The organism is Pseudomonas sp. C9-3 (assembly GCF_032392015.1).
Taxonomy (GTDB): domain Bacteria; phylum Pseudomonadota; class Gammaproteobacteria; order Pseudomonadales; family Pseudomonadaceae; genus Pseudomonas; species Pseudomonas nitroreducens.
Window position 1 is genome coordinate 1,150,497 of record NZ_CP135919.1, and the last position, 19,294, is coordinate 1,169,790.

Genomic DNA, 19,294 nt, shown 5'->3' on the forward strand with positions numbered 1-19,294 from the left:
GAAGCAGTGCCTTGCCTGCATGCGCATGCTGCGCGTCCTGTCGGTGGAGGGTTCGGCAGAGACTAGCGTCCTGCAGGCCGGGGAAAAATACGGCAACTGCCGTATGTGCCGGCCCCGCCTCACTCCCTAACCTTGCGAAACGGACCAGGCGCCACGTCGATGCGCGTCGGCCGATACCCGATCAAGGGAAGGATCACACCATGACACTGCCTGCCTATTGGGCCTCGTTCGCTGTGGCGACGCTGGCCTTCGCCTGCATGCCCGGCCCGGCCATCCTCTACATGACCTCGCAGACCCTCGCCCACGGTCGCCGTGCCGGACTGCACGCCGCGCTGGGTATCCACCTGGGCTGCTATGTACACATCTTCGCTGCCAGCGCCGGGCTCGCCGCGTTGCTGCACCACGCGCCCAATCTCTACCTTGCGCTGAAGCTGGCGGGGGCCGCCTACCTGATCTGGCTCGGCGGCTCGATGATCTTCGGCCGCCGCCGCTCCGAGCATGGCGAGGGCATCGAAACCCGGCCGAAGGTGCTGCGCGACAGCATGGTGGTGGAGATACTCAATCCCAAGACGGCGCTGTTCTTCCTTACCTTCCTGCCGCAATTCGTCGACCCGGCCGCCAGCCTGCCGGTGGGCCTGCAGTTCTTCATCCTGGGGATGATCGTCAACCTGGTGTTCTCCACCGCCGACGTGCTTGCCGTGCTGTTCGCCTCGCTGCTGCTGGGCGCGCTGGGGCAGGGGCGCGGGCAGCGGGTAATGCCGCGGGTGTGCGGTTCGATTCTGGTGGGGCTGGGGGTGATGCTGGTGGCCCGCGGCGGGCCGGTGTGAAGCGGGGAGGGAAGGGGCGCGCCGCTCCCTGAGTCGGGTGCGGCGCGGGCGAAGCGGATCAGTCCTCGCGGCTGGTCACTTCCACCAGGTGGTAGCCGAACTGGGTCTTCACCGGACCCTGGACGACGTTCAGCGGGGCGCTGAACACGACCTGGTCGAATTCGCGAACCATCTGGCCCGGGCGGAAGCTGCCCAGGTCACCGCCGCTGCGGCCGGACGGGCAGGTCGAGTTGTCGCGGGCGACGGCGGCGAAATCCGCGCCGTTCTCGATCTGGGTCTTGAGTTCGTTGCACTTGTCTTCGCTGGAAACCAGGATGTGACGGGCGGATGCACGGGCCATGGGATAACTCCTGAACAGGCAGTAGGAAAAAGCGAAGCCTAGCCGATTCCGGGCCTGAACCCAATGCCAGGCGGCGGGTGGCTTGCCCTTCGTAGGAGCGAGCTTGCTCGCGAACCGCCCGACGCCGGAGCAGCCGGGGAGTCATCGCGGACGAAGTCCGCTCCTACGCAAGTGTCTGCCTCAGACGCCGAACACTTTGCCGGTGTTCCTTGTAGGAGCGAGCTTGCTCGCGAACCGCCCATCGCCGGAGCAGCCGGGAAGACATCGCGGACGGAGTCCGCTCCTGCGCAAATCCCCGCTTCAGGCGCCGAACACTTCGCTCAGGTGCTGCTGGTAGCGCTGCACGTCGCCTTCGATGTTCGGGCGCTTCATCACGTCCACGCAGAGGAAGGTCGGCAGCGGGCTCATACCCAGGAACTGGTTGGCCTTGTGGAAGGGGAAGTACACCGCGTCTACGCCCTTGCCCTCGAAGAAATCGGTTGGGTCATCGAAGGCTTGCTGCGGTGCGTTCCAGGTGGCGGAAATCATGTACTGCTTGCCGTGCAGCAGGCCACCGCTGCCGTACTTCTGCGAAGCGTCGGAACGGGTGCGGCCGTCGTTGGCGTAGAGGCTGCCGTGGCCGGCGGTGAAGACTTCGTCGATGTACTGTTTCACCGTCCAGGGCGCGCCCATCCACCAGCCGGGCATCTGGTAGACGATGACATCGGCCCAGAGCATTTTCTGCACTTCTTCCTGGATGTCGTAGCCGCCGTCGATGAAGGTTTCCTTCACGTCGAAACCGGCGTGGTCCAGGTGGGCGATGGCGGCTTCGTGCAGGGTGGCGTTGTAGCGGCCGTCAGAGTGGGCGAACTGTTTGCCGCCATTGATCAGCAGAATCTTTTTCATGAGTGGGCTCCGCAAGGGGATGGAAAGTCGATGGCGGCAGAATATCGAGCGCGGCAGGATGGAAAAACCCGCTTCCGGACAAATGATCCGTGCGTGAGATTCAAAAATGGAGTTGATTGATTTGCGTCAGGATTAGGCAATCCATCCACTCACCAGGAACGCCGATCCGATGTACGCCTTCATCCTCCAGGCCCACACCCGCCCCGAAAGATCCCAGGATTTCGAGGACCTGTTCCGTGCCTACCTCACGCCCAGCCGCGCCGAAGACGGCTGCGTGCAGTACCACATGCTGCGCGACGTGAACGACCCGACCCTGTTCACCTTCTTCGAGGTCTGGCAGAGCCGCGAACACCTGGCCATTCACACCGCGCTGCCGCACATGCGCGAGTTCCACGAGCGGCGCATGGAATACCTGCGTCGTGATTTCCACATCCAGGAAGTCGAGGTGATGGCGCCACGCTGACCGCCGCTCAGGCCACCACCCGGTTGCGCCCACCTTCCTTGGCCTTGTAGAGGTTGGCATCCGCCGCATCGATCAGCGCCTGGATGCTGTCTGCCGCGGTATCCGAGGTGCTGGCCACGCCGACGCTGATGGTCACGATGCCGCGCGTGCTCTTCTCGTGTGGCAGCGCGGTTTCCTCCACCGAGCGGCGGATCGACTCGGCCACGCGTGCGGCAGCCGCACTGTCGCAACCGGGGAGGATCATCACGAACTCCTCGCCGCCGTAGCGGGCCGCCCCATCGTCCTCGCGCTGGCAGCCCTGGCCGACCAGGTGCGCCACGTTGATCAGCGCCAGGTCGCCGCGCGGGTGGCCGTAGTGGTCGTTGTAGGCCTTGAACTGGTCGATATCCATCATCAGTACCGCAAGGTGGCCGTCGCCGGCGCGCCGGCGCTGCCATTCGCGCTCGGCTTTCTCGTCGAACCAGCGACGGTTGTGCAGGCCGGTCAGCGGGTCGGTGCCGGCCTCGGCGCGCAGGCGGCTTTCCTTGGCGTCGCGTCGCCGCAGGTGCCGGGTCAGGCGATAGGCGAAGAACAGCGTCGCGGCGTTGATCGCCACCAGCAGTCCGCTGGTGATCCAGGTGCGTGCGGTCCAGGTGTTCAGGATCACTTCACGGCACAGCTCCACCGAGACCACCGCCGGGTAGTCACCGATGCGCCGGTAGCCGCGCCAGTAGGCGTCTGAGCTGCTGCCCTGCTGGAGGAAGTAGTCGTTGCGGCCGCTGTCGACGAACTCGCGGAAGGTGCCGATTTCTTCCTCGCTCGAACGCGGCAGTTCCGGCGGCCATTGGGCGAGCACCGTGCCGTCGAGCAGGCGGATCGAGACCACCCCGTGCTTGCCCAGATCGAGGCCGCGCACGAAGGATTCCAGGTGTTGCAGCTCCTTGATCGCGGCGACCACGCCGACGAACTGGCCGTCCTTGCTGATCACCGCGCGGCTCAGCGCGGTACTGCTGGAGGAGCGTGGATAGGACGGCATGAAGGGATGGCTGAGGAACAACCGGCCGGGGTTGTCACGCGCCATCGTGAAGTAGTCGCGCATGGACAGGTCGCGGTTCGACTCGCCGGCGTGGTTCAAGTCCACCAGCAATTGGCCGTGGGCGTCGGTCACCACCAGGGTGCCCGCGTGTATCGAGCCGGCGGCGTGGCCTTCGACCAGTTCTTGTAGAACTTGCTGGGAAAGGTCCGGCGTCGCCGGGCCGGTGATGACGTTGGAGAGCGTCAGCAGCGTCTGCGCGTGCACGTCCAGGTCGCGGTGGAACTCGCGCTCCACCAGCAGCAGGGTGTTCTTGCCGCTGGCGTGGGCGTAGGCCAGCGCATCCTGCTTCATCTGCAGCATGTGCCAGCCGGCCAGCAGCGAGGCGAGTACCGCCAGCAGGAAGGTAAGGCAGAAGACGCGAATCGGTTTGAGCACGGCGTACCTCCTGCATGGCTCGGTCGATGTTCAGGTACCTCAATTGTCCGATATGCCGGGCGGCATACAACGGCAGTTCGAAGCCCCCTTGCCCCATGTCAGGCCGCCTGGCAATTTTCCGTGCGCGGCGCACCGCAACCTTTTCCGGGTTTTTCCGCCAACGGAACTCGAACGCGGCGGCCGCAGCCAAATGCCGAGAAATCACGCATCATTGAGCCCTTTTCGATCATCGGAGCCGTCCATGCCCAGCCAGTCGTTCCTTCTGCGCAGCCTGCTGTTGTCGCTCGGCCTGTGCGCCGCCGCTTCCGCCAGCGCAAGCGATCAGGATCAGCTGCTCGAAGCCATCAACGCCTACCGCGGGGATGTGCAGTCCTGCGCCGGCCAGGCGTCCCAGGTGCTGCCGCCGCTGTCGCCGGATTCGCGCCTGGCGCTACCGGCCTCGGCGGGTGAGTGGAAGGCCGCACTGAACCAGGCCGGCTATCCGATGAGCAGCGTGCGCATGCTCAGCCTCACCGGCCCGCGCGATGTGACGGCCGCCATGAAGGCGCTGCAGGAGAGCTTCTGCCAGGTGCTGCTGGACCCGCAGTTCGTCGATGTCGGCATCGTCCGCGAGGGCGATGACTGGCGCGTGCTGCTCGGCCGGCAGCTGGTACAGGCCAAGCTGGGTACCTGGGAGGCGGAAGGGCAACAGCTGCTGCAGGCGATCAACGCCGCGCGCGGCAAAGGCCGCCAGTGCGGCGGGCAGGCCTTTGGCCCGGCGGGCGCCCTGAGCTGGAACGCCACTTTGGGCGGCACCGCCGAAGCCCACAGCCGCGACATGGCCAACAACAACTACTTCGACCACAAGGGCCGCGACGGCAGCACGCCGGGCGACCGCGCGGAACTGGACGGCTATGCCGGCCAGCGCATCGGCGAGAACATCGCCGCCGGGCAGGGCAACGCGCAGAAGGTAGTGGACAGCTGGCTGGCCAGCCCCGGCCATTGCGCCAACCTGATGAACCCGCAGTACAGCGAACTGGGTGCGGCCTACGCGGCGGACCCGAAGAGCGACGCGGGCATCTACTGGACGGCGATGTTCGGTTCGCCCTGAGTCCTTATCGACCGCCGCTGACAGCGCCGGGCTCGCTGGCCTGGCGCTTCACCTTGGCCTCCAGGATGGCCGCCTCGATCGCCGCCAGCGTGTCTGATGCCGCCGGGTGTTCGAATACCTTGCTTTCGGCGAGCGTGGACACGCGTTCGCCGTCGTTCAGGGTGAATTCCACGAACCCCAGGTGCTCCGACCAGGAGCGATAGCGCCGTACCATGAACAGGCTGTGGCGGCTGCGTACCGAGCTGATTCTTTCCAGCGCGATCTGCCGGTGGCTTTCCTTGCCGCACAGCACCAGCTCGCCCTTGTCGATGAAGGCCGGTTTGGCGCGCGAGACTCGCAGCCACTCGATAGTGAAGCGCCAACCGAACAGTGACAGGCAGAGGGGCACGAAGGAGAACAGGCTGACGCCGCCGCCGAACATCTTGATCAGCGTGAAGGCGGCCATCGCCAGCAGAATCAGCAGGGTCATGACGCGATAGAAATGGACGATGTCGAATTCGGGTTGCGGCAAGAACCGGACATCCATGTGTTTTCTCCTGGGCGACTGCGAAACGTCCTTCAGCCAGACGTTTTAGCAGACTGGGCGGCGCCTGCCATGCGAGCCCGGTCACGACACCGACCGAATCGTCCAAAGAAAAACCGGCGCCTGGGCGCCGGTTTCTCGTGTGATGCGCGGGAGTCGCAAAGACTTTCCCGCTGAACCTGCCTGTCAGTGAGCCTGGTTCAGGGTCAGGCGCATCTGGCGGTTCACATCCTTGTACAGCAGGTAGCGGAAGCGGCCGGGGCCACCGGAGTAGCAGGCCTGCGGGCAGAAGGCGCGCAGCCACATGAAGTCGCCGGCTTCCACCTCGACCCAGTCCTGGTTCAGGCGGTAGACCGCCTTGCCTTCCAGCACGTACAGGCCGTGTTCCATCACGTGGGTTTCGGCGAACGGAATCACGCCGCCCGGCTCGAAGTTGACGATGTTCACGTGCATGTCATGGCGCATGTCGGCCATGTCGACGAAGCGGGTGGTGCTCCAGCGGCCTTCGGTATCCGGCATCACCTTCGGCTCGATGTCCTGCTCGTTGGTGACGAAGGCTTCGGGCAGCGGTACGCCGTCGACTTTCTGGTAGTGCTTGCGGATCCAGTGGAAGCGGGTGTGCTGGCCGCTGGTGTTGCGCACCTTGTAGTCGGCGCCCGGCGGAATGAACGCATAGCCGCCCGGCTTCATGGTGTGCACTTCGCCCTGCAGGGTCAGGCTCAGCTCGCCTTCGACGATGAACAGCACCGCCTCGGCGTTGACGTCCTGCTCGGGCTTGTCGCTGCCGCCCTGGGGCGCCAGCTCGACGATGTACTGCGAGAAGGTCTCGGCGAAGCCCGACAGCGGGCGGGCGATGACCCACATGCGCATGTTGTCCCAGAAGGGCAGGTGGCTGGTGACGATGTCACGCATCACGCCCTTGGGGATCACGGCGTAGGCTTCGGTGAACATGGCGCGGTCGGTGAGCAGCTCGGTCTGTGCCGGGTGCCCGCCGTGCGGCGCGTAATAAGTGGATTTGGCCATGGGGTGATTCCTCATTGTTGTCTTGCTGCCCGGCGCGTGCGGCGCCGTGGTGAGCAATGGGTGCAGAGCGGCGCGCTTGTCGGTGCGCTGGCCGTCGCTGGAGACCACGATATCCAGTGGTGTGTTCATGCACAAATTAAATGTTGGAATTCGCTGTATTCGATTTTCGAATGCTGATCAGCCCTTCGTATCCTGTGCCAACACCCGCGACAGCACCCGCGCCAGCTCCTTCACCATCGGGTCCACCGCCGGCCGGTGCAGCATCGCCACCTCGAACACGTCCACCGAGGGTAGCCCGATATTCTTCGGCAGCACCGCGTGCTCCGCCGTCACCGCGCGCTGCGGCAGCAGGCCGATGCCCATGCCGTCGGCGATGGCCGACTGGATGCCAGAAAGGCTCGAACTGGTGAAGCTGATGTGCCAGCGGCGGCCGATGGATTCCAGCGCAGCGATCATCTCGTCGCGGTACACCCCGCGCGGCGGGAAGGTCACGATGGGCAGCGGGTCCAGTTCGATGCAGGCGTTCTTCGCGCTATCCACCCAGCGCGTCTTCTCCGGCCAGCAGGCCACCGCCTCGCGGGCGTTCTGCCGCTGCTTGAGCAGCACCAGGTCCAGCTCGCCGCGGTCGTAGCTGGCGGACAGGTCGCGGCTCAGCCCGCTGGTGACTTCCAGCTTCACCTGCGGATAGGCCCGGTTGAAGGCCGCCAACTGCTCGGTGGTGCGCCCGGTGGCGAAGTCATCCGGCACGCCGATGCGTACCGTCAGCGCCACCGTCGCCCCGGACAGCGCCTCGACCATCTCGTCATTCAACGCTAGCAGCCGCCGCGCATAGCCCAACAACGTATCGCCGGCATCGGTGGGCAGCACATCGCGGTTGCCACGCTCCAGCAGCCGATGCCCGGCCATCTCTTCCAGCCGGCGAATCTTCTGGCTCACCGTCGACTGGGTCGAATGCAGCCGCGCCGCCGCCGTGGTGAAACTGCCGCAATCGGCCACCGTGACGATGGCGCGCAGCAGATCGAGGTCGAAGAGACGGGTATTTGGTTTGTCACTGTCGCTCATGGCGGTATCGGTTTTGCAAATGTCGACACCGACTTTTAGCAGTTCGTCGGGGCGGCGGCAATTTCTCCTATGGGAGCCTAATTGACTGTTCTGATGACAGCTTTTACGTAGCGGGTGGGGATTTGCGCCTGAATCTCTCTGCTGCCGTGGATGCGTATTACGAAAGTCTCTCCTAGTGACCAGACCACATGGACATCCTTCATAGCGCAAAGCTTGTCGAGCTTCAGTAGCTCTGGTGCGTGCTGTTCGCAGAAAGCGGGGTCCAGAGCAATTTCGGTGGCCTGGTAGTTACCTAGGCCAAGCCAGTTCATTACGCGCTCAGGCATGCTGGTCAATGCGCCACTGTAGAACGCGAATGCTAGAGCGAGGGGAACGGCGAAGGACAATGTGGCTGTGATGCCCGCAAAGGACGTTGGTGCGATGAAGCCCACCAAAACGCCAACGAGCAGCATGATCGATACGATCGCAATCGGTTGGTAATTCGCGGGAATGAAGTTCAACGTGGATGTAGAGGCCAGAACCGCCAACGCCAAAGCAGTTACAGCCAACAGAGGCGTAATTGCTGCCGTAAGGAAATGCAGAAACGACCATTTAGGCAAACCAAACCAGACTTGCAGGGCGACACCAAAAATAAGGGCAATCAGGGTGGGCGGAAGGAAGTGCAGAAGAATGCTATTGGCCCCTACGGACAGAATTAACAGCGAGCCAGAAACGGCGGTCAGGGAGCATGGCAAGACAAAGCATAGAAGTAGTAACCAGAGTGCATCTTTGTCTTTTTGCTGCTCTGTACCCTCTCTCTGTCGGAGCAAGCCCTGGTAACGCTTGTCCTTGGCAAACCAATGCACCAAGAGCACTCCTGGTGTTGCAACGCCCACCGTCAAGGCTCCGACAAAAATGAACCCAATCGCAGCCGCAGAGAGCAACAACGAAGAAAACTGGAATAAGTCGAAGCTCGGATAGAAATGGTTACTGACGAAGTACGCCAGGAAAAGCAGAAAGCCAACTGCAGGAGGGAGCCAGCGTATCAAGTGGCGGACATACCTTCTGAAATAGGTTCCAGCCAAGTTCACGTAGCGGTCGAATGCGTCGTCTTCCTGAACATCAGTCGCTTGCATGTCCATGTTGCCAAAATCCCTGTCGACAAAACGCGAATACTAAAGCGCGTTTCCAGTCAGTGGGTAGGGCATCAGGCCCTCCACCAATTCTCCTGCCGCGATCTAGACTCCAGAAGCTGACCATATCCGGGGGAACCACACGGAGAGCGTCACCATGAACCGTCTACCGATATCCCTGCCGGTGCTGGCTGCGGTTGCCGCGTTGTCCGGTTGCATGAGCAACGAAGAGTTCCTCGCCTCCAACCAGCAGGCCGCGATCAAGGCGACCGAGTCGCGGGCGAAGTTCGAGATGAACTGTGAGGCGGTGACCAGCAGCGTGCTGTCGAGCAAGGTCACCAGTGTGCGCCGGGCCATGGAGCGCACCGAGTACACCATCGGTGTGCGTGGCTGCAACAAGCAGGTGACCTACATCACCTACTGCCTGAATCCGGAAACCTGCAACGCCATCGCCGATACGGCGCGGATGGGGGCGCCGTAGGTCTCGCCGGGATGGGAGGTTCGTGGTCCATCCTTTATCCCCACGACTTTTCCGCTTCAGATGCGGGCTGGGCAGAGGTCGGTGTTTGCGTGAGCGATTGGGGCTCGCCCCGCCGACTTGTGTGGCGGGGCGAATGGCGCTGTCACTCCTCCGGCAGCTCCCGCCCGTGGCGCTTGCCCAGCGCCGTCACGTAGTCCACTTCATTACAGAGTTCGTAGCCTGCCATGAAGGCCGTGGTGTCGATCTGTGTGCCTTTCTGCTGAGCTTGGTCGTAGGCGGCCTGGTCGTAGGCAGGGAGTTTGTTATGGCTGAGGAATTCATTGATCAGTGCGATGCGCTGGGCGTCGCCTTCATCGTAGCCGCCGTCATAGAACAGGCGATCGATGCAGGTGACGGCGCCCTGGTAGCGGGATTGCGCTTCATTCAGTTCGAGGGCGTGGGCGCTGCCGGTCAGGGCCAGGCCGAGGGCAAGCAGGGTGGTACGCAGGTGCATGGGGCAGATTCCGTTCTACAGGTGTGAGGATGGCGACGTTCATCCAGCGCCGCGTCTGGTGCAACAAAGTCGGATTCACCAACGAAAATGCCCCGCACAAGGGCGAGGTTCTTCCTTCATCGATCAGGGTTCAGCGCCGGCAGTGGGCGCCGTTTGGGGAGTTCAGGAGAGTGGCGAGGATCGGCGGGGATGCAGGGCCATCGCTTCGCTGCGCCGGGCAAACCGGCCTGCGCATGAAGCCGCTGCATGATTGGCTGTGCCATGGAGTTTCGTCCCTGAAATCCCGGTTGTTGCCCGGGATTCTGCCTGGGGAGATGGCATGCGGCTACTACGCAATTCACAAATCTTGCAGTGGGTCGGGCTGGCGGCTCAATCCAGCCAGCTATGCCACGCCAGGCGAATCGCGCCGTCCTGCAGGGGCAGCAGTGTGAGGTTCGGCGCCTGGCGCAGATCGGTGACCAGTTGGCTCCAGGCGGCGGAGTCGTCGCTGGGTTCGCGGCGCAGGGTGATGCCGAGGTTCTTCAGGGTGGTCGGGTCTGCCAGCAGGGCGTTCACGCGGGCGGACAGCTGATTGTAGGTTGCGGCGTGCATGGGAGGCCTCCAGGTCGGGGTGGATGGAAAATACTGTATGTAAATACAGTATTTCTTGTAAAGGCCTGCGTGACCATCGGTAGGTGGGTTTCTGGATGGTTTGAAACCGGAAGGCTCTGGGACGGTGCCTTGAGTGGTGGGCGGCACTTGCCTGGGAGTTCAGGCCTGGAGCCGTAGAGTTGGGGGTTGGTCTGTCGCTATCGTTCCGAAAATGGAACGCTAGAGACATTTTTTGCCGTCTGGTGCATCAAGGGTGTCGAAATTAATCTTTGTTCCATGCAGTGACGCACTGCAAAACGAGTCCAAACCCTTTCCGGCCAAGCCGGCACCCACTGAAAGCAAATCGAGGATTTCACCATGACCAACGCCACCTACAACCGCCTGGACAAAGACAACGCCGCCGTACTGCTGGTCGATCACCAGGCCGGTCTGCTCTCGCTGGTTCGCGATATCGATCCGGACAAGTTCAAGAACAACGTGCTGGCGCTGGGCGACCTGGCGAAGTTCTTCAACCTGCCGACCATCCTCACCACCAGCTTCGAAACCGGCCCCAACGGCCCGCTGGTTCCCGAGCTGAAAGCGCAGTTCCCGGACGCGCCGTACATTGCCCGCCCTGGCCAGATCAACGCCTGGGACAACGAGGACTTCGTGAAAGCGGTGAAGGCCACCGGCAAGAAGCAGCTGATCATCGCTGGCGTAGTGACCGAGGTCTGCGTGGCGTTCCCGGCGCTGTCGGCCCTTGCCGAAGGCTTCGACGTGTTCGTGGTGGCGGATGCGTCCGGCACCTTCAACGAGATGACCCGCGACGCCGCCTGGCGCCGGATGGAAGCGGCCGGCGCGCAGCTGATGACCTGGTTCGGCGTGGCCTGTGAGCTGCACCGCGACTGGCGTAACGATATCGAAGGGCTGGCGGCGCTGTGCTCGAATCACATTCCGGATTATCGGAATCTGATGACCAGCTATAACGCGCTGACTGCCGGCAAGTAATTCTCCCGGCACAACGAAAAGCGGAGCCTCGCATGGGGCTCCGCTTTTTCTTTTGTAGGAGCGAGCTTGCTCGCGAACCTGCTGTGGCACGATGCCTACTCGTAGGAGCGGACTCCGTCCGCGATGTGTCTGCTTCGCGCCTTGGTTTCCTGCGTCGCACCGGCGTGCGCTTGGACTTTTTGTTTCGCCCCCTCGGGCGACCTCCTTTGGCAAACGCCCCAAAGGAGGCAAAGGTCTTGCCCCGGACATCCGGTTTTTCGCTTAGGCGAAAAATACCCTCGTTGAATCGAAGTTTCAGGGGCCCGCGGCGAAGGGCCATCCCTGGCCCATCGCCGCTCTCGCGACATCCATGTCGCTCAACCCCTGAAACTCCAATTCAACGAGGCCTCCTGAACGGGGCGTTCGGAGTGCGCGGGTGTTTCTCTGGAAGACTTATCAAGCCAAAGCCAAAGCCAAAGCCAAAGCTGTGCGGATACGTTCTCCGTAGAAGCGGATTTCCTTTGTCTCCAGAGTTTCCATCCACCTCGAAGTCACGGCGTAACAAGAACGTAGGATGGCGTGGAGCGCAGCGATACCCATCAATGCCCGCGCTCCGACAGCATGGCCATCGCAAGCTCGCGGAGCGCCGCCCGATCAGCCATTGCCGGAGCGCCGGCAGAGTGCGGTTCGCGAGCAAGCTCGCTCCTACAAAGTTGCCGAGTCCGGCTCTCGCCTTGGCCTTTTGTGAGTCTTCCAGAGAAACATCCGCATGCGCCGAGTGCCCCTTTCAGGAGGCCGAAGGTGATCGGAGTTTCAGGGGTTGAGCGACATGGATGTCGCGAGAGCGGCGATGGGCCAGGGACGGCCCTTCGCCGCGGGCCCCTGAAACTCCGAAGAGCCGAGGGTACTTTTCGCGAAGCGAAAAGCCGGATGGAGGGGCGAGACCTTTGCCCACTTTGGGGCGTTTGCCAAAGTGGGTCGCCCGAGTGGGCGAAACAAGAAGCCCACGCGCACGCCGAAGCGGCGCTGAACACCTGACCACAGGCAAGAACACCGCGGACAAAGTCCGCTCCCACGTGAGACCACCGCAGCGAAGGGTCGAGCAGAGCGATGGGTATCGCTCCGCTCCACACCATCCTACGCACCACCCTCCAGCCGGGCACTCAACTCCGGCCACTGCCGATACGGCACCCACAACACGCCTTGCCACTTCAACACCGACAACGACTCCGTCGGCCCGCGCAGCATTTCCCGGCGCGGTTCGCCCAGGTCGGTGCGGTGCTGGTCGCGCAACGTCGGAATCACCTGTTGCGACAACCACTGCCGCACGCTGCGATTCTCCGGATGGAAGTAGTGGATCAACGCGGCATAGGTGCCCGATTCGCTGATCAGCAGATCATCGACATATTCGCCATTGCCATCGCGCACCCAGGCGCGGCGGAACTGGTCGTCGTCCAGGTTGCGCTCCACACGCTCGGCCAGATAGGGCGAGCCGATCAGCCGGCCCAGGTCGTGGGCGCAGAACCAGCACTGGTCTTCCAGCAGCACGGCGCGCAGCAGGCGCTTGTGGCGGATGAATTCGGTGGGGATCAGGAACTCTTCAGACATGGCGCACCTCCGGGATGGAGGGAGAAGAGGGCGGGTACAGCGAAGCGCCTTCGGGATGAAGATTGGAAGTGAAAGGCATATCCATTACCTCTGTGTGATGTGGCCAGCTTTCTTAGGGCTGGGTGCCGGGAGCTAAGAAACCCCACACAGAGGGCCGGACGTATTCCCCTTTCGGGTCTTGTATTAGCCCACTCCCGGCGTCGCAGAGGTTTTTCGAGGACGAATGAATCCAGCGTGCTCGAAAAAGCCGCTTAACTTTCGGGAGCGGTCAGGCCGCTGTGTGACAGGCGTTTCTTAGGCGCCGGGCGAGAGTAAGTTGCTAAGCAAAAATGGTCAATGTCTGAGTTCAGATTTAGGCCTAAGTTGAGTACAGATTCAGCTTGTTGATAATGGATTGAAAAGCATCGTCTGATATGACTCTGCCAAAATCTGATCTGATTTCTTGGTCTTTAATCATTTGATGTTGAGTTTCTTCGTCTGATACTGAGTACTTTATTATTGAGCAAGTGAAATCTTGTGTGCGGAAGTTAATTGGGGTGTCTGTTGGAAATAGAATTTCTTTAATTCCTTGGAGGCTCTTCTTGTTGAGTATCATTTCTGAAATGGCTGGTGCTTCAGCTTTGCTATAGCAAGCTATAGCAAGTAGGGCTTGATAGTGATCTATGTATCCGCGGTCAGAGGAGTTGTTGACTAGAGCAAAATAACTGAGAGTCTTTTGCATGCCCCGATAGCTTGTTTTGTTGGAGCAGAATATATCGTTAAGGATGTCGAGCGATAATTGGTTCTTTATTTTTTCATCAGGGGTTGTTGTTTTCTTTATTAGGTGGTTTAGGAAGATTTTTGTATGGCTTGCATACTGGGATTCTACTCGGGGAAGAGAAATCCAGAAATCGACAAATTTTTGAAGATAAATGTGAGAATTTATTCCTAATCCATATCTTTTTTGAATGGAGGCACAAACTTGGGTTTTATTTGTTACGAGAAGGAATTTTAGGTTTTTAACGGTGAATAGGTGCTTTATTTGTTCAATCAATTCCAAGCAAAAATCTGGTCTGCACCTGTCCAATTCATCAATGATGAAAACTACAGGTTTCCCGGCCCCTATCGAGACGACATGGCTTTCTAGCGTACTTCTGAATGACAGTAGAGATTCTTTATCTGCCTCAACCTGTTCTAATTTTTGAGCGAGAACTTTATCTATTCCTTCAGATATTTCGCTAGATGCATCATCGGACGTACCAAGATCACTCAATATGCTGTCATCTAGTATTCCGGCAGTAAGGGTTTTTATCCCTACACGAAGAGCGCCTCTAGTGATTGCTTTGGAAACCTTTATCGCAGATTTTTTAAATTCTTTTTTTAGTTCAGGGGATGCATCTGCTATTAGCTTTTGAATTTCGCTGGCTATGGCGATGAATGGGTCTTTTTGGTAGTCATTCTCAAAGGCGTCAAAATAAATAGTTGGGATGCTTTTTGTGTTTGATAAATGGGCTGAAAGCATTCTTGAAAATATGCTCTTGCCTTCCCCCCACTGGCCGTCAATACCAATGATAAGGTTTTCGTCGGTGCTCTCAAGTAAATTAGAGAGCTCTTCGCCGAGTTGTTTTCTTTTGAATATGTCAATCTCAGGTGAGAATCCATCTATTTCTGATGATTTTATCTCTGGAATTTTGATTAGCATTTCTATGCTCCTAAATGAAAAAGCCCCGCACAAAGGCGGGGCTTTTCGTCTTTCTTTATCACTGCCCCAAAAATCCATTTCGGTCTACAGCGTTTCTAATGGTCTTGACTTGCGGTGGTGCTACTACCTTCATTTTTCACAGATAAATAAAATTCACTCTTTGCAATTCAATGGCTTAGACTGATATCTTTTCAAGATAAAATAAATTCTCTTTCAATTTTTTTAAAAAAGACGAGAATACTCCAGATTCTATTAAAAAAGCAGAAGATCCAGGTGGGGATGCAATCTTGAGCGAATGCGCGTAATGTAATAGTTATTAATCTGTGTGGATATCCAGGAGGAATTGACGAAGTTTCTCTATAGAGAGTAGTCGCGGCGAATCAGGTGCCTCGGCGAAAGGCTTAATTGAAGATAATTTACCAATCTTGATCTGGTTGGCGGTAAATCCGCTCGGAACGGATAGGAAATTGTCTGATCCACTGCATGTGGTGTAGTTATCAAGTATGTGTTTTACACTTCGATAATCTGTAATGTTCAGGAACGTTTCACCATTGATACGAATCCCTTGGACAAAGCCACTCTTGAAAAATAACTTGTTGAAGTCTCGTAGTGATATTTTGTACAGCTTTTGAATTTCACGAATGTTAGTTAAAGTTGAAAGGAATTTTTCTACATCCTCTAGATCATTTGGGGAGATCTTCTTTTTAGAGGAAAGCGAGTGGCCACGAATATTTATAACCCTCGATAGGCTCGTCCTCGATAGCCGGAGTAGAGTACAAGCATCTGAAAAATTAATGCTGCTTTTAAATGAAGTAAGAGTTTTCAGTAGTTCGCGATTTTTAGAAATATTCTCGATGAGCTCTGAAGATATATCGCTTCTCTCGTAAAATACAGCGCGGTGGGTGCTCATCTCTCTGCAGATAGCCGGAGCAATCCCGAAAGTTGAAAGTATTCGGGTAACCTTTGTGCGTGGGATTTTTATTATCTTTTGTATTTCTGAAGCGGAAATGTATTGTTTCTTGAATCGCTCTACGCTGTCGAGTTTCAATGAATTTCTGGATTTTTCAGCAGTGCAACAGATAAAATTCTCATTTCGGAGTAGTGTAACTGCAACTAAACTTATGCCTAAAATTTTACCAGCTTCCTCGATGGAAATATTTCTAGGGTAATTACGATTTTTGTTTGGCGGCAGTAAGGCGGGTGTGGTTTCCTTTAATAGTAGACTGGATACTACTCTTGCGTCTTTTCTCGTTATAACGGTGGTGTATTTTTTTCCTGATGGCAGCGCAAGAGGCAAGATGCCGAGTTCGTCAATCGCCTTTAGTACCATGGCTGTTTTTACCTGTAATCCCCAAGCCAAGCATTGACGGCAAATAAAGCTCTTATTGAATTTGTATATCGTGTTTAGTGGGATATAGTCTTTGCGATCGTTTGGTCTCTTCCTTTTGTACAATAGTCCCGCATTCAATAGTTCGCGTAATGTGTCCAAGTTTACTTGAAGTATGGAGGCGGCACGCTTTAAGGTAACCCAAGATCTTGATGTAGTATCATTTTTGGGCATGCTATTTTGCGGCGTAGGCTGGAGTTTTTGAAGTGCCTTTAATTCGCTCAAGTTTAACTTCTCAGCCCGCCATGTTCTTTTGGGGAAGTCAGGATTGACCCGTACCGTTCGCCAGTAGTATGGCGACAGCTGCAGATATTTTGCGGCCTGTCGAAGAGATAGCCGCAGCAGCTTTGAAGTTGATTCTTGAGCTGTCGAAAGGCTGGGCGTTATTCTGTTAATTATCTGTGTCTTTGTTATCTCTGGGATTTTTGTCGAGAAGATTGCCCTCATTAATTTTGTATCGCTCAATATTGTTTCTGGGAACATTGCCTGTAATGCCTCGGCAGCAGAGTCTAGATCATTGCACGCGATGCTGGCAGAAAAAGTAAATATTAGTCTGTTGTAAATGTCTGGGTTCTCGTTGGAGTGATTCAACGATCTGAGTGAGTCATAAAATATATTAAATTTTTCTTGTGATTTTTCTTGAAAAATACGGAGAAGATACTGTTCAGGTTGCGAATCGGTACTGCTGCAATTTGGTGATATTAGCTGTCTCTTGCATGAGCAAGTTGTGTTGCTGTGGTTGTTCCAGTGCAGTTTTTTCTGACAGTGGGGACACGCTTTTATATAGGTCCGGTTGTGATATGGGCAAAATTGAGATAGGCGGATGTCCTTTATGTATTTTTCAAAGCCATCTTTGACGCATTCACTACAAAGGGACTCGCTGGTGTAATTGATTAATTTTTTTGGAACGGATATGCCGTTAATTAAGTAATCGGGTCTGCTTAATCTCGTGTTAGAGGGCGCATAAAAGCCAGATCGTACTTTATCCGAGTGCTCTGGATGTTGCTCCATCAAGAATTTTGCACATTGGGTCGTAGAAAGGAGTGGTGGATGATTGGTTTTGCAGTAGCCAGGAATGCCGTAGTAGAAGAGCTTCTGACAATTAGGATATCCGTTAAGTAAAGCTGCTCGTTTAACTAAACTCGTCGGGCTCTCTTCGGGATAGGGGAATGGGGTAAAGAATAATTTTTTCATGCTAGGTTGCTCTCAATTATTTTTCGACACTCAGCTAAAGTTAGTTCAAATGGGTTTTTTCCTTTGATCAAGCTTCCGGGGATATGCATGGATGCATAGCTGCTGAAGAAGTCACTGATTTTCAAATTTCTCCGATTTTGTAATATGCTGGACCGAAAGGCATTGCTTATGAGTATTCGCAAATACTCCAAATTACCTTTGGTGGATATATAAAGCGCTGCTGCAAGGATGGGATCTGTCAGATGTGGTCCAGATTCCAGGTTGCCCAGCTCATAGAGCTTGCTATCTAGACGGCCGAGAAGTACTAGATATTCCGAGCTAGAGCTCTCACTGTATGAGAGGTGATAAAGCTGAGCTAAGTAGGGGAAACGTCTGGCAAGAATGGCTTTCTTATATATGATCTCTTTGCACTCATCCGTCCCTACTATGATAATAGGAATGCCAGTTTCGTTTAGTAGGTGGTTTAGCCAGTCAATGACAACATTTATTGACTTTTCTGCTTCTGGCCTGGTGATGCGTTGAAATTCATCAAAGATAGCCACTTCAATATGGCACGTTTTAAATAGCAGGATTACTTGGTTAGTTAAGTCAACAGAGTCCCCCCTCTGTTCTTTTGCGGGGCAACCCAGTTCCGTTAGAATCGTCTTTGCAAAAGACTTCAGCGTCAACTGTGCAGGTAAGGTACAGAGAAAAACAGGAATAGTTCTGTATATGCCTTCAGGTTTTATAATTTTACATTGCTTGGTGTAAGAGCTCTTGAAGTACTCGCAGAGAGTTGACTTTCCGCTACCTGAGGGACCTATCAGCAATGCCGAAGACGGTTTCTCTCTTAACTGAGTACATTCGACGGAGTTTTCTAATAAAGAGTATGCCCAGCGAAAACTCTCATAGAAAACTATGTGTTTCTCGAATTTCTTGACAAGCCGCAGACGTGCTGCAGTGTTATCTTCGGCAGTTTGGCTATTATTCATCATCGATCTCCACGATGTCGTCGAGCATAGGAGATGAGCTGTTCTCGGTACTCTTAAAGTTTTCTGGTAATTTTCTGTCAGGATTTTTAACCGAGTAATGATTGTTTGCTTGGGGGGCGGCGTCTTTCTTGCTGATGCTTCTCTGTAGGATGGCAGTTAGCCTTCTGGATCTCTTCCCTTTGGTCAGTGCCAGCTCATAGAGAAGCTCTGTCATTTTCCTTTTGGCAGTACGCGAGTCAAAATTCTTCTCTTGATCTCTGAGCTTCTTCTTCAAAAAATTGTGCATATCCATTGTGAGACCTACCTGGTACTCAGGGTCTACCGCCTCGACTTGATGTATGTCGTCTGGATAATTGGGGTGGCAGACCCAGGCATGACCAAGCTCGCTATGGTCGTAATATAAAATAAGCTCAGACTCTTTTCCTGCCAAGGTGGACAGATAGGGTATGCTGGGGCCAGTCCAGTATAAATTGTTGTGTCTAACTCTGCCTGAGTGAACACGAGAGGTAGTACGGCTCAAAAATAAGCGATGAATATCTTCTTCAGAGTATTTTTTGGGTGGCAATTGATCTTTTTCGTGCAAGTTCCAATACTCTTCAGGTGACATCCTTATGCTGCTATGGAATTTTGTATGGTAGATGTTGAGCCATTTTTCGAATTTGGTTATAAGCTCGTCTAGTGTGTAAATTGCCTTCTTGTCAGATTTGTAATCCCCTCGTTGCCGTGTATTGGAGAATGTGGTTCCTTGAATCTTATGTACTAGTCCCTTGTTAAAGGTTTCAAACCAGCGCTCAATAAAAGGTTTCTGGTTAGGTTCGCCCGGTGGACACCACACTACTGATGAGCCGATTATGTCCATAACATATTCCATCCGCTTGGCCGCGAACTCTGACCCGTTGTCCATGATATAAGTCTCCGCTTGGCCGTTTCTCAATCCGGAGGATAAAATAGAGGCTTTAAGCGCTCGCGTAGTTTTTTCGATGCTAGGGAAATTAAATGAAATGTCGTAGCCAATTATGTAGCGAGAGGCCACATCAATGATTGCAGTTAGGTATGGCCTCCCGATTGGCTCGCCGTAAGAATCCACTACGATTACGTGGATCTCATTAGTGTCTGCTTCTACTCGCTCTAGTAAGCGATATCTATG

The 19,294-nt window shown here is 56.1% G+C and carries 19 protein-coding genes; 5 read left to right on the plus strand and 14 right to left on the minus strand.

The features are described from left to right. The first annotated feature begins 200 nt into the window (after window positions 1-200). On the plus strand, window positions 201-827 hold the full coding sequence (locus tag RS899_RS05135) for a LysE family translocator (RefSeq protein ID WP_054909355.1): 627 nt from the start codon (window positions 201-203) through the stop codon (window positions 825-827). A gap of 58 nt (window positions 828-885) precedes the next feature. On the opposite strand, the gene RS899_RS05140 is transcribed toward RS899_RS05135, so the two are convergent. Both RS899_RS05140 and RS899_RS05145 read right to left on the minus strand, forming a co-directional pair. Beyond that, a complete protein-coding gene (locus tag RS899_RS05140) occupies window positions 886-1,167 on the minus strand; it encodes a peptidylprolyl isomerase (protein WP_024763107.1) in 282 nt (93 codons plus the stop codon). Between the two features lie 300 nt (window positions 1,168-1,467). Further along, window positions 1,468-2,052, minus strand: a complete 585-nt coding sequence (locus RS899_RS05145; protein WP_054909354.1) for an NAD(P)H-dependent oxidoreductase — start codon at window positions 2,050-2,052, stop codon at window positions 1,468-1,470. A gap of 169 nt (window positions 2,053-2,221) precedes the next feature. On the opposite strand from RS899_RS05145, the gene RS899_RS05150 reads away from it, so the two are divergent. After that, window positions 2,222-2,515, plus strand: coding sequence for a putative quinol monooxygenase (locus RS899_RS05150; protein WP_024763109.1), 294 nt, complete (start codon window positions 2,222-2,224; stop codon window positions 2,513-2,515). 7 nt (window positions 2,516-2,522) lie between these two features. Here the strand turns inward: RS899_RS05150 and RS899_RS05155 are convergent, their stop codons facing one another. Beyond that, the gene (locus tag RS899_RS05155) at window positions 2,523-3,965 is read right to left on the minus strand and encodes a diguanylate cyclase (RefSeq protein WP_315809245.1); all 1,443 of its coding nucleotides are present in this window, start codon (window positions 3,963-3,965) and stop codon (window positions 2,523-2,525) included. Between the two features lie 241 nt (window positions 3,966-4,206). On the opposite strand from RS899_RS05155, the gene RS899_RS05160 reads away from it, so the two are divergent. Beyond that, the gene (locus RS899_RS05160) at window positions 4,207-5,055 is read left to right on the plus strand and encodes a CAP domain-containing protein (protein ID WP_024763111.1); all 849 of its coding nucleotides are present in this window, start codon (window positions 4,207-4,209) and stop codon (window positions 5,053-5,055) included. A 4-nt stretch (window positions 5,056-5,059) separates the two neighbouring features. Here the strand turns inward: RS899_RS05160 and RS899_RS05165 are convergent, their stop codons facing one another. The 4 genes from RS899_RS05165 to RS899_RS05180 form a co-directional block, all read right to left on the minus strand. After that, window positions 5,060-5,581 carry a hypothetical protein gene (locus RS899_RS05165; RefSeq protein ID WP_315809246.1) on the minus strand — a complete coding sequence of 174 codons (522 nt, stop codon included), beginning with the start codon at window positions 5,579-5,581 and terminating at the stop codon, window positions 5,060-5,062. Between the two features lie 183 nt (window positions 5,582-5,764). Then, a complete protein-coding gene (locus RS899_RS05170) occupies window positions 5,765-6,601 on the minus strand; it encodes a bifunctional allantoicase/(S)-ureidoglycine aminohydrolase (RefSeq protein WP_024763113.1) in 837 nt (278 codons plus the stop codon). 177 nt (window positions 6,602-6,778) lie between these two features. Further along, window positions 6,779-7,663 (minus strand): LysR family transcriptional regulator, encoded by an 885-nt coding sequence (locus RS899_RS05175; RefSeq protein WP_233298026.1) that lies wholly within the window; start codon window positions 7,661-7,663, stop codon window positions 6,779-6,781. Window positions 7,664-7,740: 77 nt separating this feature from the next. Further along, a complete protein-coding gene (locus RS899_RS05180) occupies window positions 7,741-8,784 on the minus strand; it encodes a hypothetical protein (protein WP_315809247.1) in 1,044 nt (347 codons plus the stop codon). A gap of 148 nt (window positions 8,785-8,932) precedes the next feature. Between RS899_RS05180 and RS899_RS05185 the strand changes: the two genes are divergently transcribed. Next, window positions 8,933-9,256, plus strand: a complete 324-nt coding sequence (locus RS899_RS05185) for a hypothetical protein (protein WP_037014990.1) — start codon at window positions 8,933-8,935, stop codon at window positions 9,254-9,256. 142 nt (window positions 9,257-9,398) lie between these two features. On the opposite strand, the gene RS899_RS05190 is transcribed toward RS899_RS05185, so the two are convergent. Both RS899_RS05190 and RS899_RS05195 read right to left on the minus strand, forming a co-directional pair. Then, window positions 9,399-9,749, minus strand: a complete 351-nt coding sequence (locus RS899_RS05190; protein WP_054909348.1) for a hypothetical protein — start codon at window positions 9,747-9,749, stop codon at window positions 9,399-9,401. Between the two features lie 369 nt (window positions 9,750-10,118). Continuing rightward, complete coding sequence (locus RS899_RS05195) at window positions 10,119-10,340, minus strand: DUF1654 domain-containing protein (protein ID WP_024763117.1); 222 nt, start codon at window positions 10,338-10,340, stop codon at window positions 10,119-10,121. Window positions 10,341-10,697: 357 nt separating this feature from the next. Between RS899_RS05195 and ycaC the strand changes: the two genes are divergently transcribed. Next, complete coding sequence (gene ycaC, locus RS899_RS05200) at window positions 10,698-11,327, plus strand: isochorismate family cysteine hydrolase YcaC (RefSeq protein WP_045214256.1); 630 nt, start codon at window positions 10,698-10,700, stop codon at window positions 11,325-11,327. Between the two features lie 1,116 nt (window positions 11,328-12,443). Here ycaC and RS899_RS05205 read toward each other — a convergent pair. The 5 genes from RS899_RS05205 to RS899_RS05225 all read right to left on the minus strand — a co-directional run bounded on the left by RS899_RS05205 (window position 12,444) and on the right by RS899_RS05225 (window position 19,234). Beyond that, window positions 12,444-12,914, minus strand: coding sequence for a Bro-N domain-containing protein (locus RS899_RS05205; RefSeq protein WP_315809248.1), 471 nt, complete (start codon window positions 12,912-12,914; stop codon window positions 12,444-12,446). Between the two features lie 358 nt (window positions 12,915-13,272). Beyond that, window positions 13,273-14,673 (minus strand): KAP family P-loop NTPase fold protein, encoded by a 1,401-nt coding sequence (locus RS899_RS05210; protein ID WP_315809249.1) that lies wholly within the window; start codon window positions 14,671-14,673, stop codon window positions 13,273-13,275. Window positions 14,674-14,911: 238 nt separating this feature from the next. Continuing rightward, window positions 14,912-17,176, minus strand: coding sequence for a hypothetical protein (locus tag RS899_RS05215; protein ID WP_315809250.1), 2,265 nt, complete (start codon window positions 17,174-17,176; stop codon window positions 14,912-14,914). After that, window positions 17,173-18,150 (minus strand): TniB family NTP-binding protein, encoded by a 978-nt coding sequence (locus RS899_RS05220; protein ID WP_315809251.1) that lies wholly within the window; start codon window positions 18,148-18,150, stop codon window positions 17,173-17,175. Before RS899_RS05220 ends, RS899_RS05215 begins: the two co-directional genes overlap by 4 nt. Beyond that, window positions 18,140-19,234, minus strand: coding sequence for a transposase family protein (locus tag RS899_RS05225; RefSeq protein WP_315809252.1), 1,095 nt, complete (start codon window positions 19,232-19,234; stop codon window positions 18,140-18,142). The genes RS899_RS05220 and RS899_RS05225 overlap by 11 nt, the downstream gene beginning before the upstream one ends. Window positions 19,235-19,294 lie beyond the last annotated feature (60 nt).